This is a genomic window from Clostridium formicaceticum (assembly GCF_001854185.1).
Taxonomy (GTDB): Bacteria; Bacillota; Clostridia; order Peptostreptococcales; family Natronincolaceae; genus Andreesenella; species Andreesenella formicacetica.
Genome location: NZ_CP017603.1, coordinates 4,552,076 through 4,576,336, shown reverse-complemented (window position 1 = coordinate 4,576,336; position 24,261 = coordinate 4,552,076). Strand labels below are relative to the sequence as shown.

The following is a 24,261-nucleotide window of genomic DNA, read 5'->3' as shown; positions in this document are numbered from 1 at the left end:
AGCTTGTATGGGAAGGAATAGATGCAGCATGAAGAAATGGGAGAAGGCATTAATATCACCTAACACCAAGATCCAAGAAGCCATTAGGATGATTGATTTATCTTCCTTACAAATTGCCATGGTGATCAGCCAGAATAATAAATTATTAGGTACTGTTACTGATGGGGATATCCGGCGGGGACTGCTAAATGGCTTATCTTTAGATGATCCTGTTGAGAGAATTATGAATAAACATCCCATTACCATCACTGAAATGAAAGATAAAAAGAGTACATTAAAAATTCTAAAGGATAATAAAATTCGGCACCTTCCTGTAGTAGATAATGAAGGCTGCGTCATAGGGATTGAAAGACTAGAGGATTTACTTGATTCTGCTAAAAATGAAAATTGGGTTATTTTAATGGCAGGGGGCTTAGGCATCAGACTGAAGCCTTTGACGGATGATTGTCCCAAACCAATGCTTTCCATTGGAGGAAAGCCACTTTTAGAGATTATATTAAATCATTTTATAGAACAGGGATTTTACCAATTTTGTTTTTCTATTAACTATAGGGGAGAGCAGATTAAGAGCTATTTTGGAGATGGCAGTAAATGGGGGGTAGAAATCCACTATCTTCATGAAGAAAAAAAAATGGGAACGGCTGGTTCACTGAGTTTATTCTCTATGAAAACAGAAAAGCCGATCATTGTCATGAATGGGGATATTTTGACAAAAGTTAATTTTAAACAATTAATCGATTTTCATCTGGAGCATTGGTGTGAAGCTACTGTGGCTGTACGAAACTACGATTTTCAAATTCCCTACGGGGTGGTGAAGGTAAACAAAGATAGATTAATAGGCTTTGAAGAAAAACCTATTTACTCAAGCTTTATTAATGCAGGTATTTATGTATTAAATCCGCGGGTATTAGATGAGATTCCAAAAAACGCCTACTTTGATATGAATCAACTATTGGAAAGGATGCTGAAGAATGGCAAACAAATAGTGGTTTTTCCTATCCGAGAATATTGGATGGACATTGGAGCAATGGAGGATTTTCATCGAGCCAAGCTGGATTTTTACGAGGTGTTTCAATGAATTGTCTTGTGATAGGTTATGGTTCAATTGGGCAAAGACATACAAAAATTTTAAAGGAATTAGGTTGCCGCGTAGCGGTTTTGAGTCAAAGAGAGATTGATTTTTCTCCCAACTATTCCAGTTTATCCAAGGCCCTTGTACAAGAAAAACCAGCATATATTGTTGTTGCCAATGAAACCAGTAAACATTATGCTACCTTAACTGAAATAGCTACCTATGATTTTAAAGGTATTGTTCTAGTAGAAAAGCCGCTTTTCCACATTCCCCAAGAAATTCCCAGGAATAACTTTCAACAAGGATATGTAGGCTATAACCTAAGATTTCATCCAATACTCCAGAAGTTATTTAAAGTCATCAAAGAAGAAGCACCATTATATGCACAAATTTATGTAGGACAGTATTTACCTAATTGGAGACCAAAGCGAGATTATCGAAGAAGTTATTCAGCTAAAAAAAATGAAGGAGGAGGGGTCTTGCTTGATCTCAGTCATGAACTAGACTATCTTCGATGGTTTTTTGATGACTGGCATAGTATGGTGGCGATGGGAGGAAAATATAGTTCTTTACAAATAGATAGCGAAGATTTGTATAATCTCATGCTTGTGATGAAAAGGTGTCCGATAGTACAAGTTCATGTAAATTATCTTGATCGTATGCATAGAAGGGAGATGATGGTTATTACCGATAATTATACCATCAAAGCAGACTTAGTACAGCAAACCCTACAGATTAACGAAGAATTAATAAAATATAATCTTGACCGAGATACTACCTATTTTATGCAGCATAAGGCTATCATCAGTGGAGGAAGTCCTAATTTATGTAGATTTACAGAGGGCTTGAAGGTATTAGAGATGATTAATGCTGCTGAAACATCAGCAAAAGAAAGGAAATGGATAAATAAATGAAAAGGTTATGTACGATTTGTGCACGGTCTGGTTCAAAAGGTGTTATGAATAAAAACCTTCGCCAACTTGCAGGGAAGCCGCTTTTGGCTTACAGTATCCTACAAGCCAAGATATCTAAGCTGTTCCAAACCATCGCAGTAAGTAGTGATAGTGCAGAAATTTTAAATATAGCAAATGCGTGGGGGGCAGATTATTTGATTCAGCGCCCCCCTCATCTTGCCACAGATCATGCTCCTAAAATCCCAGTGATACAGCACGTACTACATACAGTAGAAACTTCATTCCAACAACATTTTGATGTGATTGTAGATTTAGATGTGACCTCCCCCTTGCGTTATGCATCTGATATAAAGGATGTGGTGAGTCTGCTTGAAACAAAGCAAGTATCCAATGTAATTACAGGCACGCCTGCTCGACGTTCTCCTTATTTTAACCTCGTAGAAGTGAACCATGAAGGAATTGTTCAGCTATCGAAACCTTTGCCAAAACCAGTTTTTTGCAGACAAGATGCGCCAAAATCCTATGATCTGAATGCCTCTATTTATGCTTGGCAGAGGGAAGCTTTGTTAAAACATCCAACAATTTTTAATCAAGATACACGCTTATATATCATGCCAGAGGAACGTTCAATTGATATTGACTCAGAATTAGATTTTCAATTTGTAGAATTTCTAATGGATAAGAGGAGGGAAAAGCGTAATGAAGATCTCCTATAAAGGCTTATTTAACTTAGAGAATAAAACCGCTGTGGTTACAGGTGGCTTAGGGATATTGGGAAGGCGTTTTTGTGCAGGATTAGCAGAATTTGGAGCCAATGTGGTGGTTGTGGATTTAGATGAAAAAGAAACAACAACTTTTGCTGAGGCATTAATGAAAAATTACCAAAGAAAAGCTTTGGGCATTGTCTGCGATGTTTCTTCTCCCAAGGATGTAAAAGCCATGGTTGCTAAAGTAATAGCCTGCTTTGGAGAAATTCATATCCTGCATAATAATGCTGCCAGCAAATCAAAGGATTTAAAGGCTTTTTTTGCTCCTTTCGAAGAATACTCCCTAGATGAATGGCGTAATATCATGTCTGTAAACCTAGATGGTATGTTTTTAGTGGCTCAGGCTGTTGGTGCTCAAATGGTTCGACAGGGTAAGGGTGGAAGTATTATTCAAACCTCCTCCATCTATGGGATGTTAGCGCCAAATCATGGAATATATGAGGGTTCCCTTTACTTAGATAGAAAAATTAATACCCCCGCAGTTTATACTGCTTCTAAAGCAGCAGTGATGGGATTAAGTAAATATTTAGCAACCTATTGGGCAGAGAAGAAAATTCGTGTAAATACTTTAACCCTAGGGGGCAATGAAAGTGGCCAAAATAATACTTTTCAGAAAAAATATGCTGCAAGGGTCCCCTTAGGCAGAATGGGTCAGCCGGAAGAAATGGTAGCAGCCTTGATTTTCTTAGCCTCGGAAGCCTCAAGTTATGTTACAGGCCAAAACATTGTTGTAGATGGAGGACTAAGCGCTTGGTAAGGGTAAGGAGGAAGTCTATGCGAATCAAAGAAAATCCTCAGCATGACTGTACATGCTACTCTCTTATATTACAGGAGGAGGTAAGAAAAGTATTTCAGTATGCTTTTGAAGTCACAGAAATAAAAGCATTGCTGGAGAAAATTAAAAAGGAATCTCTTGCTTTAAGAGGGCTTTTTTGGAGAGAAGAAGAGGTGAAGGACAGAAGGCAGATCATCAACTTTTTTGATGCAAGAATGCAGGCCACTGTATATTACACCTTAAAAAACCTAGAAGGCTATCAGCAATATCGTTGGAAGGAATTGGTTGATGAAGGAGAAAAGAAAAATGATGGCGTTAAGTAGTACTAAACAAAGAAGTGATAGGCTTAAAAATGCTTTGTTATTTGGGATTGAGAGCTTTAGAAAAGGCGATGATCATGTGGCTTTAGATAGCTTTTTAGATAGTATGGATGATTTAGAGAAGCTACTAGAGAATCACCAATGTATTGAGACGCTAAACAAAAAAATGGAGAAACTTTTGCCAGTGCTGCAAACCTTATACGAGGCTGTAAAAAGTCAAGATGTCATTGCGATGACAGATATATTGGCGTTTACACTTTATCCTCTAATAGAAGGGTGGGAGAAGGAGTGTGATGAGAAATGATTGTAGCTAAGGAAAACGAAACAAAAGAAATGTTCCATAGGAACCTACAGTTTTTAAACCCTTGGCTAAGGGAATCTGTACTACAAGTAGATGAAAGAGCACTATGGAAGAGGGTAAAAGTCAGCTATAATAATGAAGGTTACCCCATCTGTAGATATGATGAAGGAGAGAGAAGTCTTCAAGTTACTAGCATAGATCCCCTCCAAGAAGCAAAGAAGTGGTGTGGGGGGATTGCTACTCAGGGGGCAGGGGCTATTTTTATGTATGGCTGTGGTTTTGGTTATGCTTTATTTGAAATATTTGCGCAGAAACAAACGCATACCTTAGTGATTGTTTTCGAAGAAAATATTTATTTGTTTACAGCCATGCTTCATTATTTTGATTTAGAACCTATCATCAGAACGCAAAAAATTGTTTTTCTTATAGGGGATATTCAGCACTTTGCTAAAGCATTTGATCGTTTGTTTTTTAGTATCGCTTTTGCCAACTGTACTTCTCCTGTCCTGGCTTTTACCCTTATGGCACAGCGAAATTTTAAGGTTCAATACATGAAAATACATCAATATATCTTTTCTCAATTAGGATTATTTGTTTTCTATATTGGAAATGACCACTTAGACAATCTAATCGGACTACATAATTTGTTGGCCAATATGAAGGAAATTGTGTTAAACCCCTATATTTCTTGTTTGAAAGACAAATATAAGAATGTTCCAGCTTTTATCATAGCCAATGGCCCCTCACTGGATAAAAATATTCAACAATTAAGGAAAATTCAGGACAAAGGATTGATTTTGTCCACAGAGTCAGCCATTATCCCCTTAATGAAAAACCATATTCCGCCAGATATCTTAACCATTATTGAACGTACAAAATATACCTATACCTACCACTTTGAAAATATCCTCTACCCTAAAGATATGGCTCTCCTTTCTTTAGGATTAATAGATCAACAAGTATACCCTTCTTTTCCTGGAGCAAAAATTCCTATATTTCGTAATCAAGAGGCAATTAATCAATGGATAAATAAACATGTTGGTGATGGAAGCGCCCTTGATGCAGGGGCCAACGTTTCACATCTTGCTCTAGAATTAGCTGTATATCTAGGGGCGAATCCCATCGTTTTTGTAGGACAGGATTATGCTTATGGACCGGAGGGGGTCACCCATAGTAAAGATGCTGTTTATTTGCAAGAGAAGGGGAAACGTGCCAGAGACCTTTTAAAGTCAAAACCAATTGTCTATGTTGAGAGCAACGAAGGAAGGATGATCCCTTCCAATCAGCTATGGGTGGATTTCAAGGAAGGTCTAGAAAAAAAAATTGCTACCCATGCTCATAAAACCTTCATCAATGCCACAGAAGGGGGAGCAAAGATCAAAGGGACAAAATGTCAGCAGTTAGCTGATGTGATTCAAGGGTATTGCAGGAAATCTATAGCTTATCCTGTTTATAAATTGATTAATGATGAGAAAACAAAAATTTCTATGCAAGAAAGAAAAGAAGGATTGCGGAAATTCATAAAAAGCGTAGAAGAATATATTGCCTCCTTTCGAGACTTAAGTCGAGAAGCTGCTAGAGGGAAGTTGACCTGTAGAGAAATGATTCGTTTATCTCAGGATAAAGATAGTAAAGGCCATCAAAATATTTTAGAAAAAGCTTATCATAAGCATATGAATACCTATCAACTTTTTATAGCAGATGACTTGCACCGTTGTTTTTCACAACAAGTGATCTTCGTATACTTTTATCTGATAAATCGTTTAGGGGTAATTGATACGCCAGAAAAGATTACTGAGGTTTTTGAAATACAGCATAGTTTTTTTCATCATTTGAATATTATTTGTCAAAGCGTATCTATCTATTTAGAAGAGGCTATAGGACCATTAGAAGAATTATTAGAAGCTGTGGAAACTATAGAAGAAAGGGGGTAAAGCTTTGAGTTTTGTAGAAGCTTTAGAAAGAAAACTAGATCAACTGATGAAGGAGCCGGATCACCCTCAAACCTTTAACCATATTGGTGTTCTACTTTATCAAATGAAAGACTTACAGGCTGCAGCAATGTATTTTCAAAGAGCATATCAATTAAATCCACTAAATGAAGATGTCCTATATAATTATGCTTCCCTTTTATACCAACAGGGAGAATTTCAACAAGCTATTCCTATTTATAAAGCCTATTTAGCCCTTAATGAAAATGATATAGAAATGATACAGAAATTAGGGGACTGTTATTATCATCTAGGGGAATATGAATCAGCAGGAAAGATGTATGAAGCGCTGCAAAAGTATAGAGAGGAGAATCTATGATTCATGACGAAAGCAAAGGGTTTAAGTTTATGTATAATAACGAAGGATGATGAAAAGCACCTTACCCGTTGCCTAGAGAATATGGAAGCGGTTGCAGATGAAATAATGATTATTAACATAGGTTCAAGGGATTTAATGATGAAGGTAGAACTTAAAACAGATGTTACTGTTTATAAAATGCAAGAAAAAAGCAGTTATCGTGAGGCTAAAAATTTCTGCTTAGATCGAGCCAAAGGAAGGTGGATATTATTTCTTCAGGCAAATGAAGTAATTCCTGTAGAACAAGGAAAAAAGATGCGTTTACTTCTAGATAATCCTAATGTAGAGGGATATTTATTGTATGTGGATCACCCTTTACAAAAACATCGGATTTCTTCCCCCGTGGCGTCTTTGCGTCTTCTTCGAAATCGTAAAGAATATCGGTATCAACATCAAATATTTGAACGAATTCCAGACGAAGTCTTAAGCAATATAAAAGATGCAGGTATCCGAATTTTTCAACAAGCCAATACCATTTCTTCTGACACTATACTTTTTTTACTGGAGGAAGAACTTGAAAACCATCCAGAGGATAGCTACCTGCAATATATCTATGGCATAGAACTTTTAAACCAACAAAGGTATCAAGAGAGTATAGGGTATTTGCAAAAAGCACGTAAAAATGTAAATCTTGATTACCTATTTGCCCCTCATCTTTATAAATGTTTAAGTTGGGGGCTAATCCTTCTAAAAAGAGATAAGGAGGCATTAGAAGTATTGGAGGAGGGAATAAAGACTTTTCCTTTTTATACAGACCTTCTCGTGTTACGTGGAGAATTAAGAAGAAAGTTCCAACAGTATACAGAAGCAATCCAGGACCTGGAGAGAAGTTTAAAACTAAAAGAAAAATCTAATGCTATAGTGCCCAGACCTGAAATCAACGCTTCTACGATTTTACAAATGCTAGGAGAGGCCCATGAGGAGGTATTGAATGATCAGGAAGCATTGACTTGTTATCAGCAGGCCTATCAATTAAATAAGGCCAATCAAAAACTTTTACATAAAATAGGGGAACTGGCGAAAAAATTAGGTGCTACTGAAGTGTTAGAAAACTTACGAAATATAACAGGAGAGCTGGAAGGTAAAGAGGATCAATATATGAAATTAGCCGAAGCTTGGATAGAAGGAAGTCAGCAGGAGGCTATTGAAAAAATTTTTTTAAGCATGAAAAATAAGCAAAAACAGCTGGTGTTAAAACAAAAAATTATTGAACAGCTGCTGCGCAGCGAAGAAATAGAAGCAGCTGAGAAATTTATGAAACTAGGGGAACTGCAACCATTAGGGCTGTTAGAATACGTGATGTGGTCAAAAAGCTTTACAAAAAAGCTAGAGGCGCAGATACATCAATGGAATATGAGCCTTGTTACGACGGAAACCTCATTATTTCAAGTACCTACGAAACCAAGCAAAGCTTTAATAGCCTTCTATCATCATCTCATAAAAAGCAATGGGAAGAGAAGTGAAGATCCTCTTACAGAGGTAACATGTGCTAAAGTCCATAGAGAAATAGGGTGCTTTTATGAAAAAATAGAGAGAAAGCAGGAGGCGCTTTCGGCATATCTTAGAGCATTGCAATGGAACCCCATAGATGATTTGGTACAGGAAAAAGTAATGCGTATATTTCACCACAATCCTAATGAATTTGATGTTTTTTTAAAGAGAGAAGCCTGGTTTTTGGAAGGTGATTGGTTTCAACATAAAAAGACGTTTATTTGTTATATGCAAGGGCTCATTCATTTTAAAAATCGCCAGTTTGAAGAGACAGTGACCTCATTTCTTAAGATAGAGAAAAAGGAAACAAGTTATCCTATAGCCCTTGCTTATATCATCAGTAGTCTATGGCTTATGGGAAAAGAAACAGAAGCAGAAGGCTGGTTAAAGAAAGTAAGTAAAAGCGTTGGAGTGCTTTCACTCTTTTCTCATATTTGTAAAAGTTATGCTTTAGATACATTAAATGAGGGACATCAGCAATATCCCTATAGTCAGCTAATTCTGTTGGAAAAGCAAAGACTAGATAATAGTAACTATATAAGTTGCAATAAAACTTTTACAACTTAGTGTGAGATAGCGGAGTCATGGGGACGGTTCATCTGGCACGTATGGTTTTTATGTGCCTGAGGAACTGTTCCCGTGGCGTAGCGGATGTAACATATTTACTACAACTTATATAGTTATCGAAATTTATTCACAGATATAAGCTATGTTAAAACCCAGCGTTGATTTTATATTATAAAAAAAGGATGTGCTGTAGCTTTGCACATCCTTTCATTGGACAACTAGGTTGTTACTGTAGTTGTAGAAGTAGAAGTTGGTGCAAAGTTGTTTACAACTAAGGTGATAGGTGCACTAACTGGAATAGTAGATGCTTGTGTGATAGCAACAGAAGAACCAGTTGCAGCAACTGTAAATAGACTAGATTGTTGTAATGCACCATTGACAAATAATAAATAATAACCATTGTCATCTGCTGTAGTCACAAGGTTTGAAGTTACTGCATCACCAGCATCATCAAAAAATGAGGTAGATGGGATTGTCAAGGTGTCGCCAGTTAGATCATTATCATCAAAATTGTAAAAATACTTTTCTACTTCAGGATTGGTAGAAGTTTCTGTTTCTGTAACAGCATCCATAACAAGCTTAAATAATGTTGTAGCCATATGTTTTCCTCCCTTCTTATTAAATTAATCCTTTTATACTGTAGTATATTAAACGAGTATTTAATTTGACACTAGTAGTTAAATACACGATTGTTTTTTATAATGATTCAAAGGATCCATGGAGAAAGTAAAAAAGGTAGTAAGCACACTTACAGAAGTATAATCCTGTAGCTATTTGCTTATGATCTTTGAAAAATTCGGTAATAATGGATACAATAAAAGGAGAAATATTTAAAGGAGGGAATCTGTTGAAATCATTTCAAGAACTTGAAAAAATACTAACGCAACTTGATGGGAGAGGGTACAAGGCATATAAGGATTTGCAGGGTCAATATCAATGGCGAGATTTTACCCTATCCATTGACTATGTACAGGGGGACCCTTTTGCTTCCCCATCTAGAATCCGAGTAACTGTACCTGGAGAAAAAGGAGGGTTTCCCACAGAATTATATGATACTCCCCACAAGCGAAGGGCAGTGATAGATTTTTTGAGTAGAGTCGTTGCTAAGAATATATACAGGATTTATGACCATGTAGGAGGATCTGGAAAAAGTGGACTTCTTTCCATTGGCCATTGCGGGCAGGAGATTTTAGAGAGAAACTATATTGTGATTGACCAAAACCGAGTTGAAGCACGACTTGAGGTAGGCTTACCTGCAGCAGGGAGAAAAATTCTGGGGAGAGAGGCAAAGGAAATTTTCCTTGAAGCTATTCCTAAAATTGTAGAAGCCTCTCTATTTTTTAAAGCCATTTCAAAGGAGGGTCTTTTTAGGCAGGTAAACTTGGTGGAAGATCAGTACTTTTTACGTCAGGAGATGGAAAGATACAAGCTAGTGGCTTTTGTTGCTAATGGAAGTATACTTCCTCGAGAAAGTGGCGTATCCCAAAAACCTATGGCAAGGGGAGCAGTAGCTTTTCAAAGTCCAAAGGAATATGAAATAGAGTTACATCTTCCAAATTATGGATATATCAAGGGCATGGGGATTCCTGAGGGCGTCACCCTCATCGTAGGAGGGGGTTTTCATGGCAAATCTACTTTGCTTCAAGCGCTGGAGCTTGGTATCTATGATCATATTGAGGGGGACGGCAGAGAATATCTTGTGGCTAGGGAAAATGCTGTAAAAATAAAGGCAGAAAATGGAAGGAGGGTAGAAAAGGTCAACATCTCACCTTTTATTAACAATCTTCCTATGGGGCAGGACACCGTAAGATTTTCCACGGAAAATGCCAGCGGCAGTACTTCACAAGCAGCAAATATTATGGAGGCATTGGAAATAGGAACAGACCTGCTATTGATCGATGAAGATACCAGCGCTACCAACTTTATGATCCGAGATGGAAGAATGCAGCAGCTGGTTCAAAAAGAAAAGGAACCCATTACGCCGTTTATTGATAGGGTACGGAGCTTTTATGAAGAAAAAGGGATTTCTACCATACTGGTAATCGGAGGATCAGGAGATTATTTTGAAGTCGCCGACCATGTGATTATGATGGACGAATATAGACCCAAAGAGGTAACCCTAAAGGCAAAAGAGATTATAAAGGGACTTCAAAACCCTAGAAAGATAGAGGAAACCTCTTGTTTGCAGGAAAGTCCCCCTAGAACTCTGCTAAAGGCTACATTTCCCATGGAGAAAAGAGGTATCAAAATAAAACCAAGAGGGATCCATTACATTACCTACAATAAAACAGAGATTGACCTTCGAGATCTAGAACAGCTAGTTGACTTCAATCAAACCAATAGCATCTGCTTTATACTACAATATATTATGGAAAAACCTGTAAAGGATCAAACAGCCCTTCCAGAAGTGGTGGAAAAGGTATATAAAGATATAATGACGAAGGGATTAGACGAGGTATCCCCCTTTAGAGGTCATCCAGGGAACATGGCCCTTCCACGAAGATATGAAATTGCTGGTGCATTAAACCGTTTCAGAAACTTGAAGATAAAATGAAACTTCATTCATAAGTAGATGGCCAAAAGTTTGCACTTTAATTTTTTGGCAGTCACTTAGTTTGTTTATCTAGTGGGAGTTTTTACTCCCACTGAATTGTAGCCGAATCTACTTCGAGGATGTAGTGCTTGATCTCCCACTTTTGTAAGTGGTGAGATGAATTGGCAAGATTTTGATTTTGTGCTGCACTATAAATATGATAGTTCTTTGATAACTGGATATATAGGGTTGCATGGAGAAACCGATATTATCGGCATCTAGGGCAGGTACTGCCCGAAGTTACGCCTGTGGAGACTGAGGTTACGAAGTCGTGGAAGCAGGAAGCCATCCACCTCTATAGGTGGTGGTAGTTCACTTAGCTCTATATAAGACTAACAATAGATTCTTTACGAATCTCCCAAAGGGCAGCTTGCTTATATGGTGAAGAACCAATTCTATTTTCAAATAATCTATCCCAGCTTTTTTTTACTTTACTTTTCAAATGGGGATAATAGTTAGTCATATATATATTTGTTTCATCATGAATTCCTTGCTTCTCCAAGAGATTCTCATGGTTTTTTCTATCCCGTTCATTTTCAGGTATGTAAGAAAGATTAAGAATGCGATTCCACTTTTCACGATCAAATAGAATAGATTCTTTTTTACTTACTTTTATTTCTAGAATATAACAGCCAGGATGATGATCTACATACTTTAGATCTGTGAATAACCAGATAGGATACTCAGCCCCTGGAGGTTTAGGCACTATTTTTTCTGCCTTTTTTATAAACCAGTTATAGGGTTCTAAAAAAACATTAGAGACTTCACCATATTTTTTTGTAATGAATTCCTTTTTAACATGGTATACTCCAGTTGTATTGATCGTATCAATAACAATGCTGTTTTGAGAAGTCCACAGAGTAATTTTTTCATCACAAACTTCTATATTCTCTGACATAATATACACGCCTCTCAGATAAAATTTTTACTTGAACTATTGCTAGAGGATATTCACAATCCATTCCTTTTTGATTTCCCACAGGGTAGCCTGTGTAATGCCACTGGTAGGTAGATTGCTATCAAAAATCCTATTCCAGCTTTTTATAATTTTATTTCTTAATAGTGGATAGAAGTTTCCTTTATGACTCATGTATAGAGCCGATTCATCTCTAATACCATACCTTTTTAGTTCTTCGTTATGCTTTTTTTCATCCTCCTTATCTAAAGGAACATACCAATAATTAACTACATAGCCCCATCTCTCAAAATCTGTAATAACAACATACTCTCTAGGGACCTCCAGTTCTAGCACGATAGTATCCTCTGTAGGTTGAAGCATAGTTTCTGATGAGGTTGATAGCCAGATTGGATACTTTATTATCTCATCAGGTCTTGGAACAATTTTTTCAGCTTCCTTCACATACCAATCATATAGCTTTAAATAGTACTCAGAAATATCATCCATCTTTTCAGTGATGTATTCCTTTTTTGCATGATAGATACCATTTTCCTCTAATTCCTTTAATACTTGTTTATGTTGTCTTGTCCATAACTTGACCTTGTTATTGGAAGAACTATAATTAGTTAACATATCTAGCCCCCTAACATGAAAATTAATACTTTAAAAAGGAAATATAAAAGATATGAGCAATTATTGTGCTATAAAGACTTATTACAAAATCATAATGATCTTATTTAAAATATAATCGAATTTAAAATTTAAGTATAATTTATTATAACATGATACTGAGAAATATTTCCATAGTATTAGAAAAATATTAATAATTATACTTTTCGATAGATGAGATAAAATGCGCAAAAATATATTGAATTCTTCCATTGTGTTTTGTCAATAACCTAGTTATCTTATGGTGCCTAAAAAAGAAAATGTGTCATTATATTATTCTATACAAGAAGAAAGAAATCTTTATAAAAAAAACAATAGCATTTAATTTGATTATATATACAAATGAGACAAGTCTTGTTTTTCTTAGACTTGTCTCATTTGTGGTTTAGATATTACTTTACAGATGTTTTCTTTTGTAGGTATACTGCAGATTAGCTAATTTATCATGGTTTATAGATACATTTTTTAAAAAAGCAAGTTTATTGCGATACAATAATGAATATTGTGTCTTAAGTGTATTGCAAAAATATCGAAATTGGTGTAATCTTTATTAAAGACATGAATTTATGGGGGGGACTTTGATCAATGAAAAAACAATTTATCGTTATTTTAATCATCCTTTTAGCGAGTATTTTGGGTGGATGCAGGGAAGAAAAAGAAGAAATGATAAGAATGGGTTTTGTGCCCATGCGGGATGGGGATAAGTTAATTGAATCTGTTGAGCCATTAGCTGAAATGTTGTCAGAGGAGATTGGTATAAAGGTTGAAGCTTTTACAGCTACAAATTATGTTGGCGTAGTAGAAGGATTGGGTTCAGGTCAGGTAGATTTTGGATTTATGCCTCCATTTGCTTATGTTTTGGCCAATAGTGAAAGTAATGCCGAGGTTATATTGACAGCTTTAAATAGCAGTGGGGAAAGTAGTTATCGCTCACAATTTTTAGTGAGAAAGGATGCGAACATCAATAGTTTTCAAGATATCAAGAATAAAAAGGTGGCCTTTGTAGATCCTTCGTCTACATCAGGCTATTTATTCCCAGGTGCTCACCTCATAGGAGAAGGAATTGATATAGAAAAAGACATTGCGTACTTTTATAGTGGCGGACACGATAAAGCTTTACAACTCCTTCTAAATGGTGATGTTGATGTTGCTACTACTTTTGTTGATGCAAGACAGAGATATGAAAAAGACTTTCCTAATGCTATGAATGAAACAGAGATACTAGGATATACCAAGGATATTCCTAACATAAGTGTTACCTTAAGAGGTGATATGGATGCTGCTACACAAGAAAAAATTAAAAGTGCTTTATTAAACATAGCAGAAACCGAGGAAGGTGCTAAGCTACTAAAAGAACTATTTAATATCTATGGCTTTTCTGAAGCAACAGATGAAGATTATGATATTATTAGAGAAACAGCAAAATCAATGAATGTTGACTTAAAAGAGAGCAATTAGGAGTTGAAAAAAATGATTAAGCTGGAGGATGTCTCTGTTTTATATAATAAAAAAGTTTTAGCGGTGGATAATATCAGCTTAAATATTGACAAGGGAGAGTTTGTTGGTATCATAGGCTTAAGTGGAAGCGGAAAGTCAAGCTTACTGAAAACAGTGAATCTACTGGTGAAGCCATCTAATGGAAGGATCTATGTCGAAGGTACAAATATAGGTCTATTAAAGGATAAGAAACTTAGAAATATAAGAAGAAAAATAGGCTTTATCTTTCAAGATTATAATCTTGTAGATCGATCATCTGTATTAGAAAATGTTTTGGTAGGAAGACTTGGTTACAAGTCTTCCTTAAAATCCTTCTTCGGATTATTTGATGATGAAGACTATAAAGTAGCAGTAAATGCACTGGAACAGGTTGGGCTGAAGGAAAAGGTGTTTTCTAGGGCCGATGAATTAAGTGGCGGACAGAAACAAAGAGTTGCTATTGCTAAAACGCTATGCCAAAAACCTAAAATCATTTTGGCAGACGAACCGGTATCTAGCCTAGATGTATCATCAGCGCAAACGGTTATGGATTATTTTAAAAAAATTAATGAAAAAAGCCAGATAACCATTATGATCAATCTTCATGACGTAAGTTTAGCAAAAAAATACTGCTCAAGAATTATTGCTCTAAAACATGGTAAGATTTTTTTTGATAAAAAAGTAGGTGATATAGATGATGACCAGTTACAAGAGCTATATCAATAAAAACAATAAAAAAACCTATCTTTTTTTAGGTATTGTGGCTGTACAGCTGATTTTTTTAGGTTTTATGATAGATTTTAGTTTTATTAGAATTTATCAAGGCCTACCTGGTATGTATAATTTATTGGAAAGAATGATATCTCCCAACTTCTCCTATGTACAGGAAGTGTTTTCTAAGCTTCTGGAAACAATAGAAATTGCAATTGTTTCTTCCTTGACAGGAGTTGTATTAGCGATTCCCTTTGCACTATTAACTGCTAGGAATATTGCCCCAAATAAATATTTGTCCATTCTATTCAATATCTTTTTTTCTTTTTTACGAACCATTCCAAATCTTATTTGGGCTGCCCTTTTAGTAAGTGTTTTTAGTATAGGACAATTTTCAGGCATTTTAGCACTAACAATGACAGCCTTTTTAATCGCTTTAAAACTTTTTAGAGAAAATATAGAGACCATTAATGAAAACCTCCTAAACGCAACAAAATCAGTAGGTGCAAATCAGATTCAGGTGCTTAGGTATTGTGTATTACCTACTATTTTAGAGCTTTCTGTTTCAATTTTTTTTATAGTGCTGGAGATCAATATAAGAAGTGCTACTGTCCTCGGCCTTGTTGGAGCAGGTGGCATAGGTCAGATTATGTGGAGGGATTTAAACCATTTAAGATATGATAATTTAGCTACACTGATTTTAATCTTATTTTTTACAGTTATTTCAATAGATGCTCTAAGTTTCGTCGTCAGAAGTTCTATAAAAAAATCCTTTATCGTTTTTTCGTCTCTTGAAGCCCATAAAAAGTTTTGCAAAGTAAGGATTGTTATGACAATATTTATAGGACTATTTATCCTGCTTTGGATAGTAAACACGATAGATATCCAGCATGGGAGATTAAAAGTTGGATTGGAACAAGGCCATTTTATGATCAGCAGTATGATGAGAATAGAATTATCCTATTTACCTAAACTTCTTGAAGGAATTCGTGAAAGTTTTTTTATTGCTATCTTTGCAACAATAACAGGTGCTATAGGTGCTCTGTTTTTATCCTTTTTTGCTGCAAATAATACATCGCCTTTTAGAGCCATGGCTTTAGTCTCCAAAGGTATAACAAATATTTTAAGAACATTTCCACCTATCATAACTGCGATTATACTTTTTCGTGGGGTAGGACCTGGTCCTTTAGCGGGAGGTATGGCACTTAGCATTTATACAACAGGGGTGCTTACAAAGTTATATAGTGAAGTAATTGAAAACCTCCATGAAAATATTAAAAATAGTGTATTAGTTACTGGCTGCACCAGCTTCAGTAGTTTTAGACATGGGATTTTACCACAGACCCTGCCTACCTTTATCAGTTTAATTCTATATAGATTAGAATCAAACATCAGAACATCAACAATACTGGGAATCATAGGAGCAGGGGGCATAGGAACGATTTTAACGATGAATATCACTTGGAGAAATTGGGAGAGGGTTGGCCTGCTTATTTTGGGTATTGCTATAATGATTATAGCAATAGATACTCTGAGTTATTACCTACGCAAAAAGATTTCATAGTTTAAAAGAAAAAGATATTTTCAAGCATAGATTTAAATTGTTAACAGGCAGATATTTAGTTTCTATGAAACTGAGTATTTGCCTGTTTTCATGTTTTCTTGTATGGAATTCATCATATTCGAAGCAAGTCCACCTAAATGCCTAAAGTTTTTCTTATTAAAAAATTTTCGTTTTTAATAATTATAATCACTGTATACCGTTGTCCTTTAATCTACTATATACTATAATAAAATCATCAATATAAATTTTAACCATAATTTGTCACTTAGCAATCTTTCTCAGTCTGACCTAAGGACAAATAAGATTTTTGAAAGCAATTTCCCTAAATTAATGCTTATTATAATAAAATTAAAACAGGGTAGAAAGCAGGGGCTTTGATAGGATGTGACTTCATTGGGGGGTGGGCTTGTTGTTTGATCTTAAAAAGCATATAAAGATATATAGCTTAATAACCGTATTTTTTATCTATATGATTGCTCTGTTATTTAATAATGATAAGTGGGGCAATATTTTATCTCCAGTGGTAGCGTTTACATCAGCCACCATTATATGGCTAGAATCAAAAAAAAATTTGTACATACAAATGGAGTTGGAGGGCGTTATTTTTCGTTGCTTTAAGCTGGGGAATTGTAGATATTTTATGGTTTATCACGGAAAATGTATTTTTAACAGATCCTCGAACCCTCACTATATTTATGTATCTCTATTTAATATGCAATATAATGCTGTTTATTTCCTGTGGGTTATATTTTTACTATAATATAAAAAAATGGCATACAGTACAACTGCTTTTAGATGTAATTGCTGTTGGAACCACCATCATTGTATCCATATGGGCGATTATGTTTTCTAAAATGGATATAAGTTCTTTTTTGAATGGCGATTTTTTAAGTACTTTTCTGTATTTATTTTTTGATTTCTTATCCATAAGTATTATTCTTATCATGTATAATTCTTCAAAAGTAAAAAATGTTAGCAAAACTATGCATCTGATTGTGACAAGCATAATTATTTTTACCCTTTGCGATCTTTATTATATTTACCTTACTTTTATGGATAAATATAATGCTAATACACTCATTGACGGTTTTTATATGTTTACTATAGTATTATTGGCTTTTGCCGCTATGGAGGAAGCAGAGAATCCTAGTAGAGAAACTGAAGTATGCAAGATGGAGCTTCCTGAAAACTATGGTAGGCCTAATATTGTAACATGGTTATTCCTTGTGCCGTTGGTTTTTTATTTTGCTGGTATCATGAGTAATCTTGTCTTTATCCATATGATAGGTGTAATCATAATTTACCAATTAATTAGAGGATATGTGCAAACAGCCATAAAAAACGAATATCTTTTAAGAAGAGAAAAACAGCTCAATGATATATTAGACCAAACTGTTCAAGAACGTACGAAGGAGCTTGTTCAAGTAAATAAAACTTTGGAGAGTTTATCTAAAAGGGATGCTTTAACAGGTCTTTTTAACCGTAGGTACTTTATTCAGTATATTGATTCTCTAATAGATTCCTCTGAAGAAAAAATTTTTTCTGTTTTCTATATGGACCTTGATAGATTTAAAGCGATTAACGATGCCCACGGACATGAAATGGGTGATGAAATTTTAAAAAAAATTGCCCAAAGGCTGGAAATTTGGTGTCCTTCCAATGGTATTCTTTCAAGGGTCGGTGGGGATGAATTTGCTATGGTGGTGAATGAAAATATTTCAGAAGAGACGCTTTGTCAGTATGCCAAAGAGATCATAAAACTATGTGAAACAACGATATCTATACCTCCCTATAGTTTTCAGTTGGGGGTGAGTATTGGTATAGCTCTATTTCCAAGAGATGCTGATGAAAGGAATACATTGATAAAATATGCTGATATGGCCATGTATCAGGCAAAAAAGAATTATCTTGCTAAACGTTTTGTTTTTTTTGATAGTTGGCTTAGTGAAGAAATTCAACGAAAACATGAGATTGAACTTTTGCTTCGACATATTGACTTTAGACAAGAGTTTCAGCTCTACTATCAACCGCAATATAGAATAGTGGATAATGCTTTAGTAGGGATGGAGGCATTGATTCGATGGAATAACCCTAATAAAGGATGGATACTGCCGGGGGAATTTATTCCCATAGCGGAAGAAACTTCTATGATTATAAAAATAGGCGAATGGGTTATTGATGAGGCATTGAAACAAATTAAAGTGTGGAATGAAGAATATGGTTTGGATCTTAAAATGGGCATTAATATATCTCCGAAACAAATTGATCAGGAGGATTTTGTTAATTGGTTGAAGCAAAAAATTACTGCAAGTAGTGTTAAGCCAGCGTGGATTGATTTGGAAATAACTGAAAACAGTACCATGAATTCAGAAACTTCTATGGAGGAACTGTTTACAGCTCTTGCAGAAATTGACATTAATATCTCTATAGACGACTTTGGGACAGGTTATTCATCCCTAAGCTACATAAAAAGATTTGACATAGATAGGCTTAAGATAGCAAAGGAACTTATAGATAATATAGCAAACGATAAAAACACTTTGCTTATTGTTAAAGCCATCATCATGATGGCCAATGGACTAGGTCTAAAGACGATCGCTGAAGGTGTGGAGGAAAAAGAACAATTAAGCATATTAAAAGAGCTTTGTTGTGATGAGATTCAAGGCTATATATACGGCCGGCCTGTAGCTGCAGATGTTTTTGAGAGAGAATATTTGATGAAACACAGAAGGAGCAAGACAGTCGTTGCTTATCTAAAGGGCTAAATAGCATTTAACCGATGTGCAATGAAAAAACTACTAGAAGATAGATAAAAGGGTATTATAGCAATAAGCGCTATAGTACCCTTTTAAAACCCACTAGAAGTCTAAGATTTTTTTTTGTTATTTTCGCTGCTATGATATTTTTGCTTGATAAACTCGATATAGTCCTCAATCTGCTTAATCGCTTCATCAGGAAGGTCTTTATTATCTAAACCGTAGCGAGCCTTCGTTTCAGTAATGCAATTTTTAGAAGAATAGGAATGAGGTGTGTCAGAATGTCCAAGAAGGTAATCTATAGATACATCAAAAAATTCTGCTATTTTTTTTAGTGTATCATAATCTGGTTCTTTTCTTTCCGTTTCATATCCAGCAACAGTAGAGCGAGTTTTATTGAGTTGAATTGCTAAGTCTTCTTGTGTTAATTTTTTTTCTTTTCTAAGTTGTTTTAATCTATGGGAAAAGTTCATAAAAGCACCCCCTACTTGATATATTTTACTTGATAATGCTTTTGAAATAAATCATTTGGGAATTAGTGTCCCGAAAAGCAAATATTTTATCAAAAAAGTATCGACAATGTTTCTTATTGGGACTATAATTAAACTAGTATTGTTTTTTTAAAAGCGATCATCGGTACAGGAGGAAAAAAAGATGGATAAAATAAGTGCATTAAAGGAATCTTTAAATGATTTATTAAAAGCAAATGATTTTATAAAAGATGAAGTAATTAAACTAAGCAAAGAATTAGATCAACATATTGTAAAAGAACAGAAAAGACGGCTACGACAGCTATCATTAAGAACAGGCAGCTCAAGTAAAAAAGCTAAGTAATTGCCAAGAGCTAAGGAGAAGATTTTCCTCAGTCTTGGCTTTGATTTATTTTTTATAGGCATAGATAGCAAAGAGAATGAAGGGGATAAGGAAAAAATTTACTAAAGAAATATAAGTGTAGTAGCTTAAGAACCTAAATAATACAAATAAGTTATTTCCTACAAACCAAGCAGCAATGCCTGTAGCAAAACTGATGATGACAATCGTATATTTATGTCGTAAATTAAGGGCTGAAAGGATTTTCATTAAGGTATAAAAGGTGACAACATAGCGAATATACCAACCGCCAACAATTTGAAGCATAACATAAAGCTCTCCCGCTTCGATAAACCTAAAATGGCTGACCATTTGGGTTTGCAGCAGCTTAGGGTAGGGGATAGACTTAAGTCTGGTGATTTCAAAAGTCATAAAAGCTCCTGTGATAGATACAATCAACATCTGTATCACAAACACCATACCAAGTATTGAATATAAAAATAATTTTCTTTTATCTTTAATTTCTGTTAAGTAGGGAAATACTATGGTTAAGCTTCCATAAAGTCCTAAGATCTGTAAAATGGATAAGATGAAACCCTTAGTAATACCATCAGCAAAAATAGGAAAAAGCAGTTTGGTATCCTTATAAGGAGCTGTTAACATCCCTAGATTCATACCTGCAAGGTTAATTAAGGTAATACCTATCAGTGTTATGGTGACAATAGATACTAAATCTCTTCCCGCTGAATAGGCAGCAGGAATGACAAAAAATAAAATAAAAAACCATACAGGTGTTTCCAATAACATATTTGTATGCATAGAATTGGCTTCTACAGCGGCAGATTCCACTAATGTTAAAAAAAGTGTCATAGCAAATAAACATAGCAGCAGTTTTCCAAGTTTTTGTCCAGCAGCCGTTCTGTAGATAGCAATAAAGTCATAGTTATTGTTTTTTTCGCAGACCTTCAAGAAAAAAATCAAATACAGCAATATGATGACGGAGGAGATAATGACTGCAACCCAGCTGTCATAACCCCCATTTAAAATAAATACTTTAGGATAGGTTTTCTGAGATACGACAGTGACTGCAAGTATAAGAAAAGCAAAATGTTTCGCATTAAATTTATCCATAAAGACAACCTTTCTTTTGTAAAATGAAGGTAATATTCAATCATTATTTCCAATTAAGATAAGCTTATACAGTAAAAGAAGATGAAGGATGATATAGGTGAGTAAAAAGAAAATTTATTTTAAGAAGTATGAAGATAACCTTAAGGCAATAAAAGAACAATTAAAAAACAATGATGATGTGATATACCGAAGGATTGATACAGAAAAAGGTCCCATTACTGCCATCTATATCAGCAACATTTGTAGCCAAAATTTCATTAGCCATGCTATTATAAAGCCCTTAGTAGCATGCAAAGATTTTCCAGAGGATATAGAAAAAATTAAAAACGACCATATTTTTGCAGATGATACAGCCTTAGGAACAGACTTGGATGAAGCAGTAAAACAGATTTTATTTGCGAATGTAGTACTGCTTTTTAGTTTTGCAGATCAATTTATTTATTGTGATGCAGAGGAGTATAGTTTTAGAGATATTCAAGAGCCCCCTACGGAGACTGTCATCAAAGGTCCTCGAGAAGGTTTTACTGAAGACCTATCCACGAATATTTCTTTAATTAGGCGACGTATTCGTAACCCAAAATTAAAATTTGAAAAAATGTTAATAGGCAAACAAAGTGATACACCTGTGATGCTGGTGTATATAGAGGACCAGGCCCCCACAGAGCTGGTGGCGTTTGTTAGAGATCGACTGCAAAATGCAAAAATAAAATTTTTGCTGGAATCAAAGGCGCTGGATGAAGCTCTTCAAACCAAGAAAAGTATCTTTGATACCTTAGGTTATACCGAAAAACCAGATAAGGTCGTTGGAAGCCTAATAGAAGGAAGAGTGGCTATCCTCCAGGAGAATACCCCCTTTGTTGTGACTGCTCCTCACTTTTTTGTGGAATACTTTAGTGTGGGTGAAGATTATTATTTAAATAGCTATGGACAAAGTTATTTTAGGCTGGTTCGTTGGATTGCCTTCTTTATTGCTCTGCTGTTGCCGGGGCTCTATTTGTCTTTGATTGCTTATCATTTTAAATTAGTACCCTATATTTTTGCTTTTCGTATGGCAATCACCAGGTCAGGGGTTCCTTTTCCTGCCATTGTAGAAATTATGATTATGATGTTATTTTTTCAGATACTGCGGGAAGCTGGAATTCGGTTACCTCAACCAATAGGCTCTGCCCTTAGTATTGTAGGGGCATTAATTCTAGGTGATGCTGCTATTGGTGCCGGATTAGCTTCTGAGATTACCGTGCTTATTATTGCTTTGTCTTCTATTTCATTGTTTTTGGTACCGAAAATGTATGCGGGTATTCTTTTGTGGTCCAATACGATCTTGTTGATGGCAGCTGTTCTAGGATTACCAGGTTTTTATATAGGATTTATTTTGTTTTGCTCCCATATATCTGATTTAACTACCTGTGGTTATCCTTACTTATATCCTTTAGGGACCTTTAGGTCCTTTAATTTCCAGGATTTAATTTTGAGAGATGATCTTAATGATATTTCTAAAAACATTTTTTATAAGGATGAAAAATAATGAAGGCAAAAGTGATCATTGTAATGCTATTATGCAGTATTTTTTTAACCAGTTGTTTTAACTATATAGATATTAATCGTGTAATTTTTGTTACTGCTATAATAATTGATGTGGATGAAGAGGGAAATCCCATTCTTATGGTGGAAGCCTTTCATTCCTTCCGCAGTAATGAAAGCAATACAGAAAGAGGAAATAGAGTTTTTTATGAAAGTAAAGGAGAAACTATTTTTGAAGCGGTACGCAAACTGAATCTTTTCTCCAGCTACAAAATTAATTACACACAAAACAGGGCCATCATCTTTACTGAAAGGGCGGCAAGACATGGTTTGAAGGAATTTCTTGATTTTTTGCATCGAGATCAGGAACTCTTAATAAGAACTTTAGTTTTAGTTTTTATGGGAGATGATCCAAAAACCTTGATGCAGGTAAAGCTAAAGGAGAATGAGTACCTAGGGCTATATCTATATGAAACTCAGGAAAATCCTGCTGTATCAGGAAAAAGAGCTAAGGAACTATTGAATACATATCTTAACAATCGTTTAAAAGGAAAAAGGGTAGACGTATTAAGCACCTGTAGCCATGCTATAAATATGGACGAGGACAAGATCAAATTATCCGGTGCGGCTGTTATGCAGGATGATAAATTAGTAAGCACCCTAAGTGCTGAAGAAGTAAGAAACTATCACTTACTAATGGATATATCACACATAGGTTTGCTGCTTTTACCGCATCCCGTTTACCAGGATAAAAAAGTAGTACTGGAAGTATTGAGGGGGAATACAAGTACTGCTATTGAACTGAAAAATAATAAAGTCATTTTAAGAAAATCCATCAATATAAAAACTACCTTTGGGGAAACTCAGGAAAGCATTATTTTAGACCAGGCTACCGCTGAAAAACTCGAAGAAGAAGCAGCTTTATTATTGAAAAATCAATGTAGAGATTTGTTTGATGCCTATAAAGAAAAAGGTATTGATCTATTCGATGTTCAAGACGTCTTTAACGCCAAGTATCCAACAGTTGATATACCCAATGTTGTTGAAATCACTGACTTAGAATTAGACGTGACGGTTCAAGTGGAAGGAAGTACAGATATAACGAATTTTAGATAGTTTTCTTCATAGAAAATAAGGTAGAAGGAGTTAGCCAAAGCTTAAGATGAATCCTTGGCTAAAAAATATAGCTATGGATTGCAAATATAGTTCTTAGTATGTTAAAATTCAAGCGTGCATTCATATAAAAAAGCATTCTATTTTAATTATAAGGAGGACTTTTAATGCGATTACAGGAATTAGCGAAGGAATTACAGGCTGATCTAGAAGCTGGTATAGTAAACTTTATTATTTACCAAGAGGGAAGACAGTGGAAATATATAAGGTATGATAGCTGCAGCAATGATGTAAATGAAGAGGAAGAGAAAAAATACATGTTGATCAAGAATAGGGTGGATGATCAAGCGGTTATTGTTAATGGAAAAAGGGATTTCACTTCTTATGATTTAAAGGATATACAACAGCAGATCAAAAACCTACATGGATAAAAAGGTCAAGGAAACATATTAAAGAGGCCACT

The 24,261-nt window shown here is 35.1% G+C and carries 23 protein-coding genes; 18 read left to right on the top strand and 5 right to left on the bottom strand.

The genetic code is table 11. The features are described from left to right. Positions 1-7 precede the first annotated feature (7 nt). The 9 genes from BJL90_RS21220 to BJL90_RS21180 are packed head-to-tail and all read left to right on the top strand — an operon-like array spanning position 8 to position 8,556. Positions 8-1,078 carry a nucleotidyltransferase family protein gene (locus BJL90_RS21220; RefSeq protein ID WP_205684261.1) on the top strand — a complete coding sequence of 357 codons (1,071 nt, stop codon included), beginning with the start codon at positions 8-10 and terminating at the stop codon, positions 1,076-1,078. Further along, positions 1,075-1,986 carry a Gfo/Idh/MocA family protein gene (locus BJL90_RS21215; protein ID WP_070972832.1) on the top strand — a complete coding sequence of 304 codons (912 nt, stop codon included), beginning with the start codon at positions 1,075-1,077 and terminating at the stop codon, positions 1,984-1,986. The genes BJL90_RS21220 and BJL90_RS21215 overlap by 4 nt, the downstream gene beginning before the upstream one ends. Then, on the top strand, positions 1,983-2,702 hold the full coding sequence (locus BJL90_RS21210; protein WP_070972831.1) for an acylneuraminate cytidylyltransferase family protein: 720 nt from the start codon (positions 1,983-1,985) through the stop codon (positions 2,700-2,702). Before BJL90_RS21215 ends, BJL90_RS21210 begins: the two co-directional genes overlap by 4 nt. Then, on the top strand, positions 2,686-3,510 hold the full coding sequence (locus BJL90_RS21205; RefSeq protein ID WP_070972829.1) for an SDR family oxidoreductase: 825 nt from the start codon (positions 2,686-2,688) through the stop codon (positions 3,508-3,510). The genes BJL90_RS21210 and BJL90_RS21205 overlap by 17 nt, the downstream gene beginning before the upstream one ends. Before the next feature lie 17 nt (positions 3,511-3,527). Then, the gene (locus BJL90_RS21200) at positions 3,528-3,851 is read left to right on the top strand and encodes a hypothetical protein (RefSeq protein ID WP_070972827.1); all 324 of its coding nucleotides are present in this window, start codon (positions 3,528-3,530) and stop codon (positions 3,849-3,851) included. After that, complete coding sequence (locus BJL90_RS21195; protein ID WP_205684260.1) at positions 3,838-4,152, top strand: hypothetical protein; 315 nt, start codon at positions 3,838-3,840, stop codon at positions 4,150-4,152. Before BJL90_RS21200 ends, BJL90_RS21195 begins: the two co-directional genes overlap by 14 nt. Further along, a complete protein-coding gene (locus tag BJL90_RS21190) occupies positions 4,149-6,083 on the top strand; it encodes a motility associated factor glycosyltransferase family protein (protein WP_070972824.1) in 1,935 nt (644 codons plus the stop codon). Before BJL90_RS21195 ends, BJL90_RS21190 begins: the two co-directional genes overlap by 4 nt. A 4-nt stretch (positions 6,084-6,087) precedes the next feature. After that, positions 6,088-6,459 (top strand): tetratricopeptide repeat protein, encoded by a 372-nt coding sequence (locus tag BJL90_RS21185; RefSeq protein WP_070972822.1) that lies wholly within the window; start codon positions 6,088-6,090, stop codon positions 6,457-6,459. 3 nt (positions 6,460-6,462) lie between these two features. Further along, complete coding sequence (locus BJL90_RS21180; RefSeq protein WP_070972820.1) at positions 6,463-8,556, top strand: glycosyltransferase; 2,094 nt, start codon at positions 6,463-6,465, stop codon at positions 8,554-8,556. Positions 8,557-8,774: 218 nt separating this feature from the next. Here the strand turns inward: BJL90_RS21180 and BJL90_RS21175 are convergent, their stop codons facing one another. Further along, the gene (locus BJL90_RS21175; protein WP_070972818.1) at positions 8,775-9,155 is read right to left on the bottom strand and encodes a DUF4183 domain-containing protein; all 381 of its coding nucleotides are present in this window, start codon (positions 9,153-9,155) and stop codon (positions 8,775-8,777) included. A 248-nt stretch (positions 9,156-9,403) separates the two neighbouring features. Between BJL90_RS21175 and BJL90_RS21170 the strand changes: the two genes are divergently transcribed. Beyond that, entirely contained in the window at positions 9,404-11,110 is a 1,707-nt protein-coding gene (locus tag BJL90_RS21170; protein WP_070972816.1) for an ABC-ATPase domain-containing protein, read from the top strand. 361 nt (positions 11,111-11,471) lie between these two features. On the opposite strand, the gene BJL90_RS21165 is transcribed toward BJL90_RS21170, so the two are convergent. Together BJL90_RS21165 and BJL90_RS21160 are read right to left on the bottom strand one after the other, a co-directional pair. Continuing rightward, positions 11,472-12,047 (bottom strand): DUF3841 domain-containing protein, encoded by a 576-nt coding sequence (locus BJL90_RS21165; protein ID WP_070972814.1) that lies wholly within the window; start codon positions 12,045-12,047, stop codon positions 11,472-11,474. 42 nt (positions 12,048-12,089) lie between these two features. Beyond that, positions 12,090-12,680 carry a DUF3841 domain-containing protein gene (locus BJL90_RS21160; protein WP_070972812.1) on the bottom strand — a complete coding sequence of 197 codons (591 nt, stop codon included), beginning with the start codon at positions 12,678-12,680 and terminating at the stop codon, positions 12,090-12,092. 621 nt (positions 12,681-13,301) lie between these two features. On the opposite strand from BJL90_RS21160, the gene BJL90_RS21155 reads away from it, so the two are divergent. The 4 genes from BJL90_RS21155 to BJL90_RS21140 all read left to right on the top strand — a co-directional run bounded on the left by BJL90_RS21155 (position 13,302) and on the right by BJL90_RS21140 (position 19,232). Continuing rightward, positions 13,302-14,174: a phosphate/phosphite/phosphonate ABC transporter substrate-binding protein gene (locus BJL90_RS21155; RefSeq protein WP_070972810.1), complete on the top strand. Its 873-nt coding sequence runs from the start codon at positions 13,302-13,304 to the stop codon at positions 14,172-14,174. Positions 14,175-14,186: 12 nt separating this feature from the next. After that, positions 14,187-14,918, top strand: a complete 732-nt coding sequence (gene phnC, locus BJL90_RS21150) for a phosphonate ABC transporter ATP-binding protein (protein WP_070972808.1) — start codon at positions 14,187-14,189, stop codon at positions 14,916-14,918. Then, complete coding sequence (gene phnE, locus BJL90_RS21145; RefSeq protein WP_236904983.1) at positions 14,890-16,467, top strand: phosphonate ABC transporter, permease protein PhnE; 1,578 nt, start codon at positions 14,890-14,892, stop codon at positions 16,465-16,467. The genes phnC and phnE overlap by 29 nt, the downstream gene beginning before the upstream one ends. 1,052 nt (positions 16,468-17,519) lie before the next feature. Beyond that, positions 17,520-19,232, top strand: coding sequence for a putative bifunctional diguanylate cyclase/phosphodiesterase (locus BJL90_RS21140; protein WP_236904982.1), 1,713 nt, complete (start codon positions 17,520-17,522; stop codon positions 19,230-19,232). Between the two features lie 101 nt (positions 19,233-19,333). Here BJL90_RS21140 and BJL90_RS21135 read toward each other — a convergent pair whose 3' ends face one another. Next, positions 19,334-19,696, bottom strand: coding sequence for a helix-turn-helix domain-containing protein (locus BJL90_RS21135; protein ID WP_070972803.1), 363 nt, complete (start codon positions 19,694-19,696; stop codon positions 19,334-19,336). A gap of 181 nt (positions 19,697-19,877) precedes the next feature. On the opposite strand from BJL90_RS21135, the gene BJL90_RS21130 reads away from it, so the two are divergent. After that, the gene (locus BJL90_RS21130; RefSeq protein ID WP_070972801.1) at positions 19,878-20,057 is read left to right on the top strand and encodes an aspartyl-phosphate phosphatase Spo0E family protein; all 180 of its coding nucleotides are present in this window, start codon (positions 19,878-19,880) and stop codon (positions 20,055-20,057) included. Positions 20,058-20,102: 45 nt separating this feature from the next. On the opposite strand, the gene BJL90_RS21125 is transcribed toward BJL90_RS21130, so the two are convergent. Then, positions 20,103-21,164: a GerAB/ArcD/ProY family transporter gene (locus BJL90_RS21125; RefSeq protein WP_070972800.1), complete on the bottom strand. Its 1,062-nt coding sequence runs from the start codon at positions 21,162-21,164 to the stop codon at positions 20,103-20,105. Positions 21,165-21,261: 97 nt separating this feature from the next. On the opposite strand from BJL90_RS21125, the gene BJL90_RS21120 reads away from it, so the two are divergent. From BJL90_RS21120 to BJL90_RS21110, 3 genes are all read left to right on the top strand, one after another. Continuing rightward, positions 21,262-22,689: a spore germination protein gene (locus BJL90_RS21120; protein ID WP_236904981.1), complete on the top strand. Its 1,428-nt coding sequence runs from the start codon at positions 21,262-21,264 to the stop codon at positions 22,687-22,689. Next, on the top strand, positions 22,689-23,801 hold the full coding sequence (locus tag BJL90_RS21115; RefSeq protein ID WP_070972798.1) for a Ger(x)C family spore germination protein: 1,113 nt from the start codon (positions 22,689-22,691) through the stop codon (positions 23,799-23,801). The genes BJL90_RS21120 and BJL90_RS21115 overlap by 1 nt, the downstream gene beginning before the upstream one ends. Positions 23,802-23,965: 164 nt before the next feature. Next, positions 23,966-24,229 (top strand): hypothetical protein, encoded by a 264-nt coding sequence (locus tag BJL90_RS21110; RefSeq protein ID WP_070972795.1) that lies wholly within the window; start codon positions 23,966-23,968, stop codon positions 24,227-24,229. Positions 24,230-24,261: the final 32 nt, after the last annotated feature.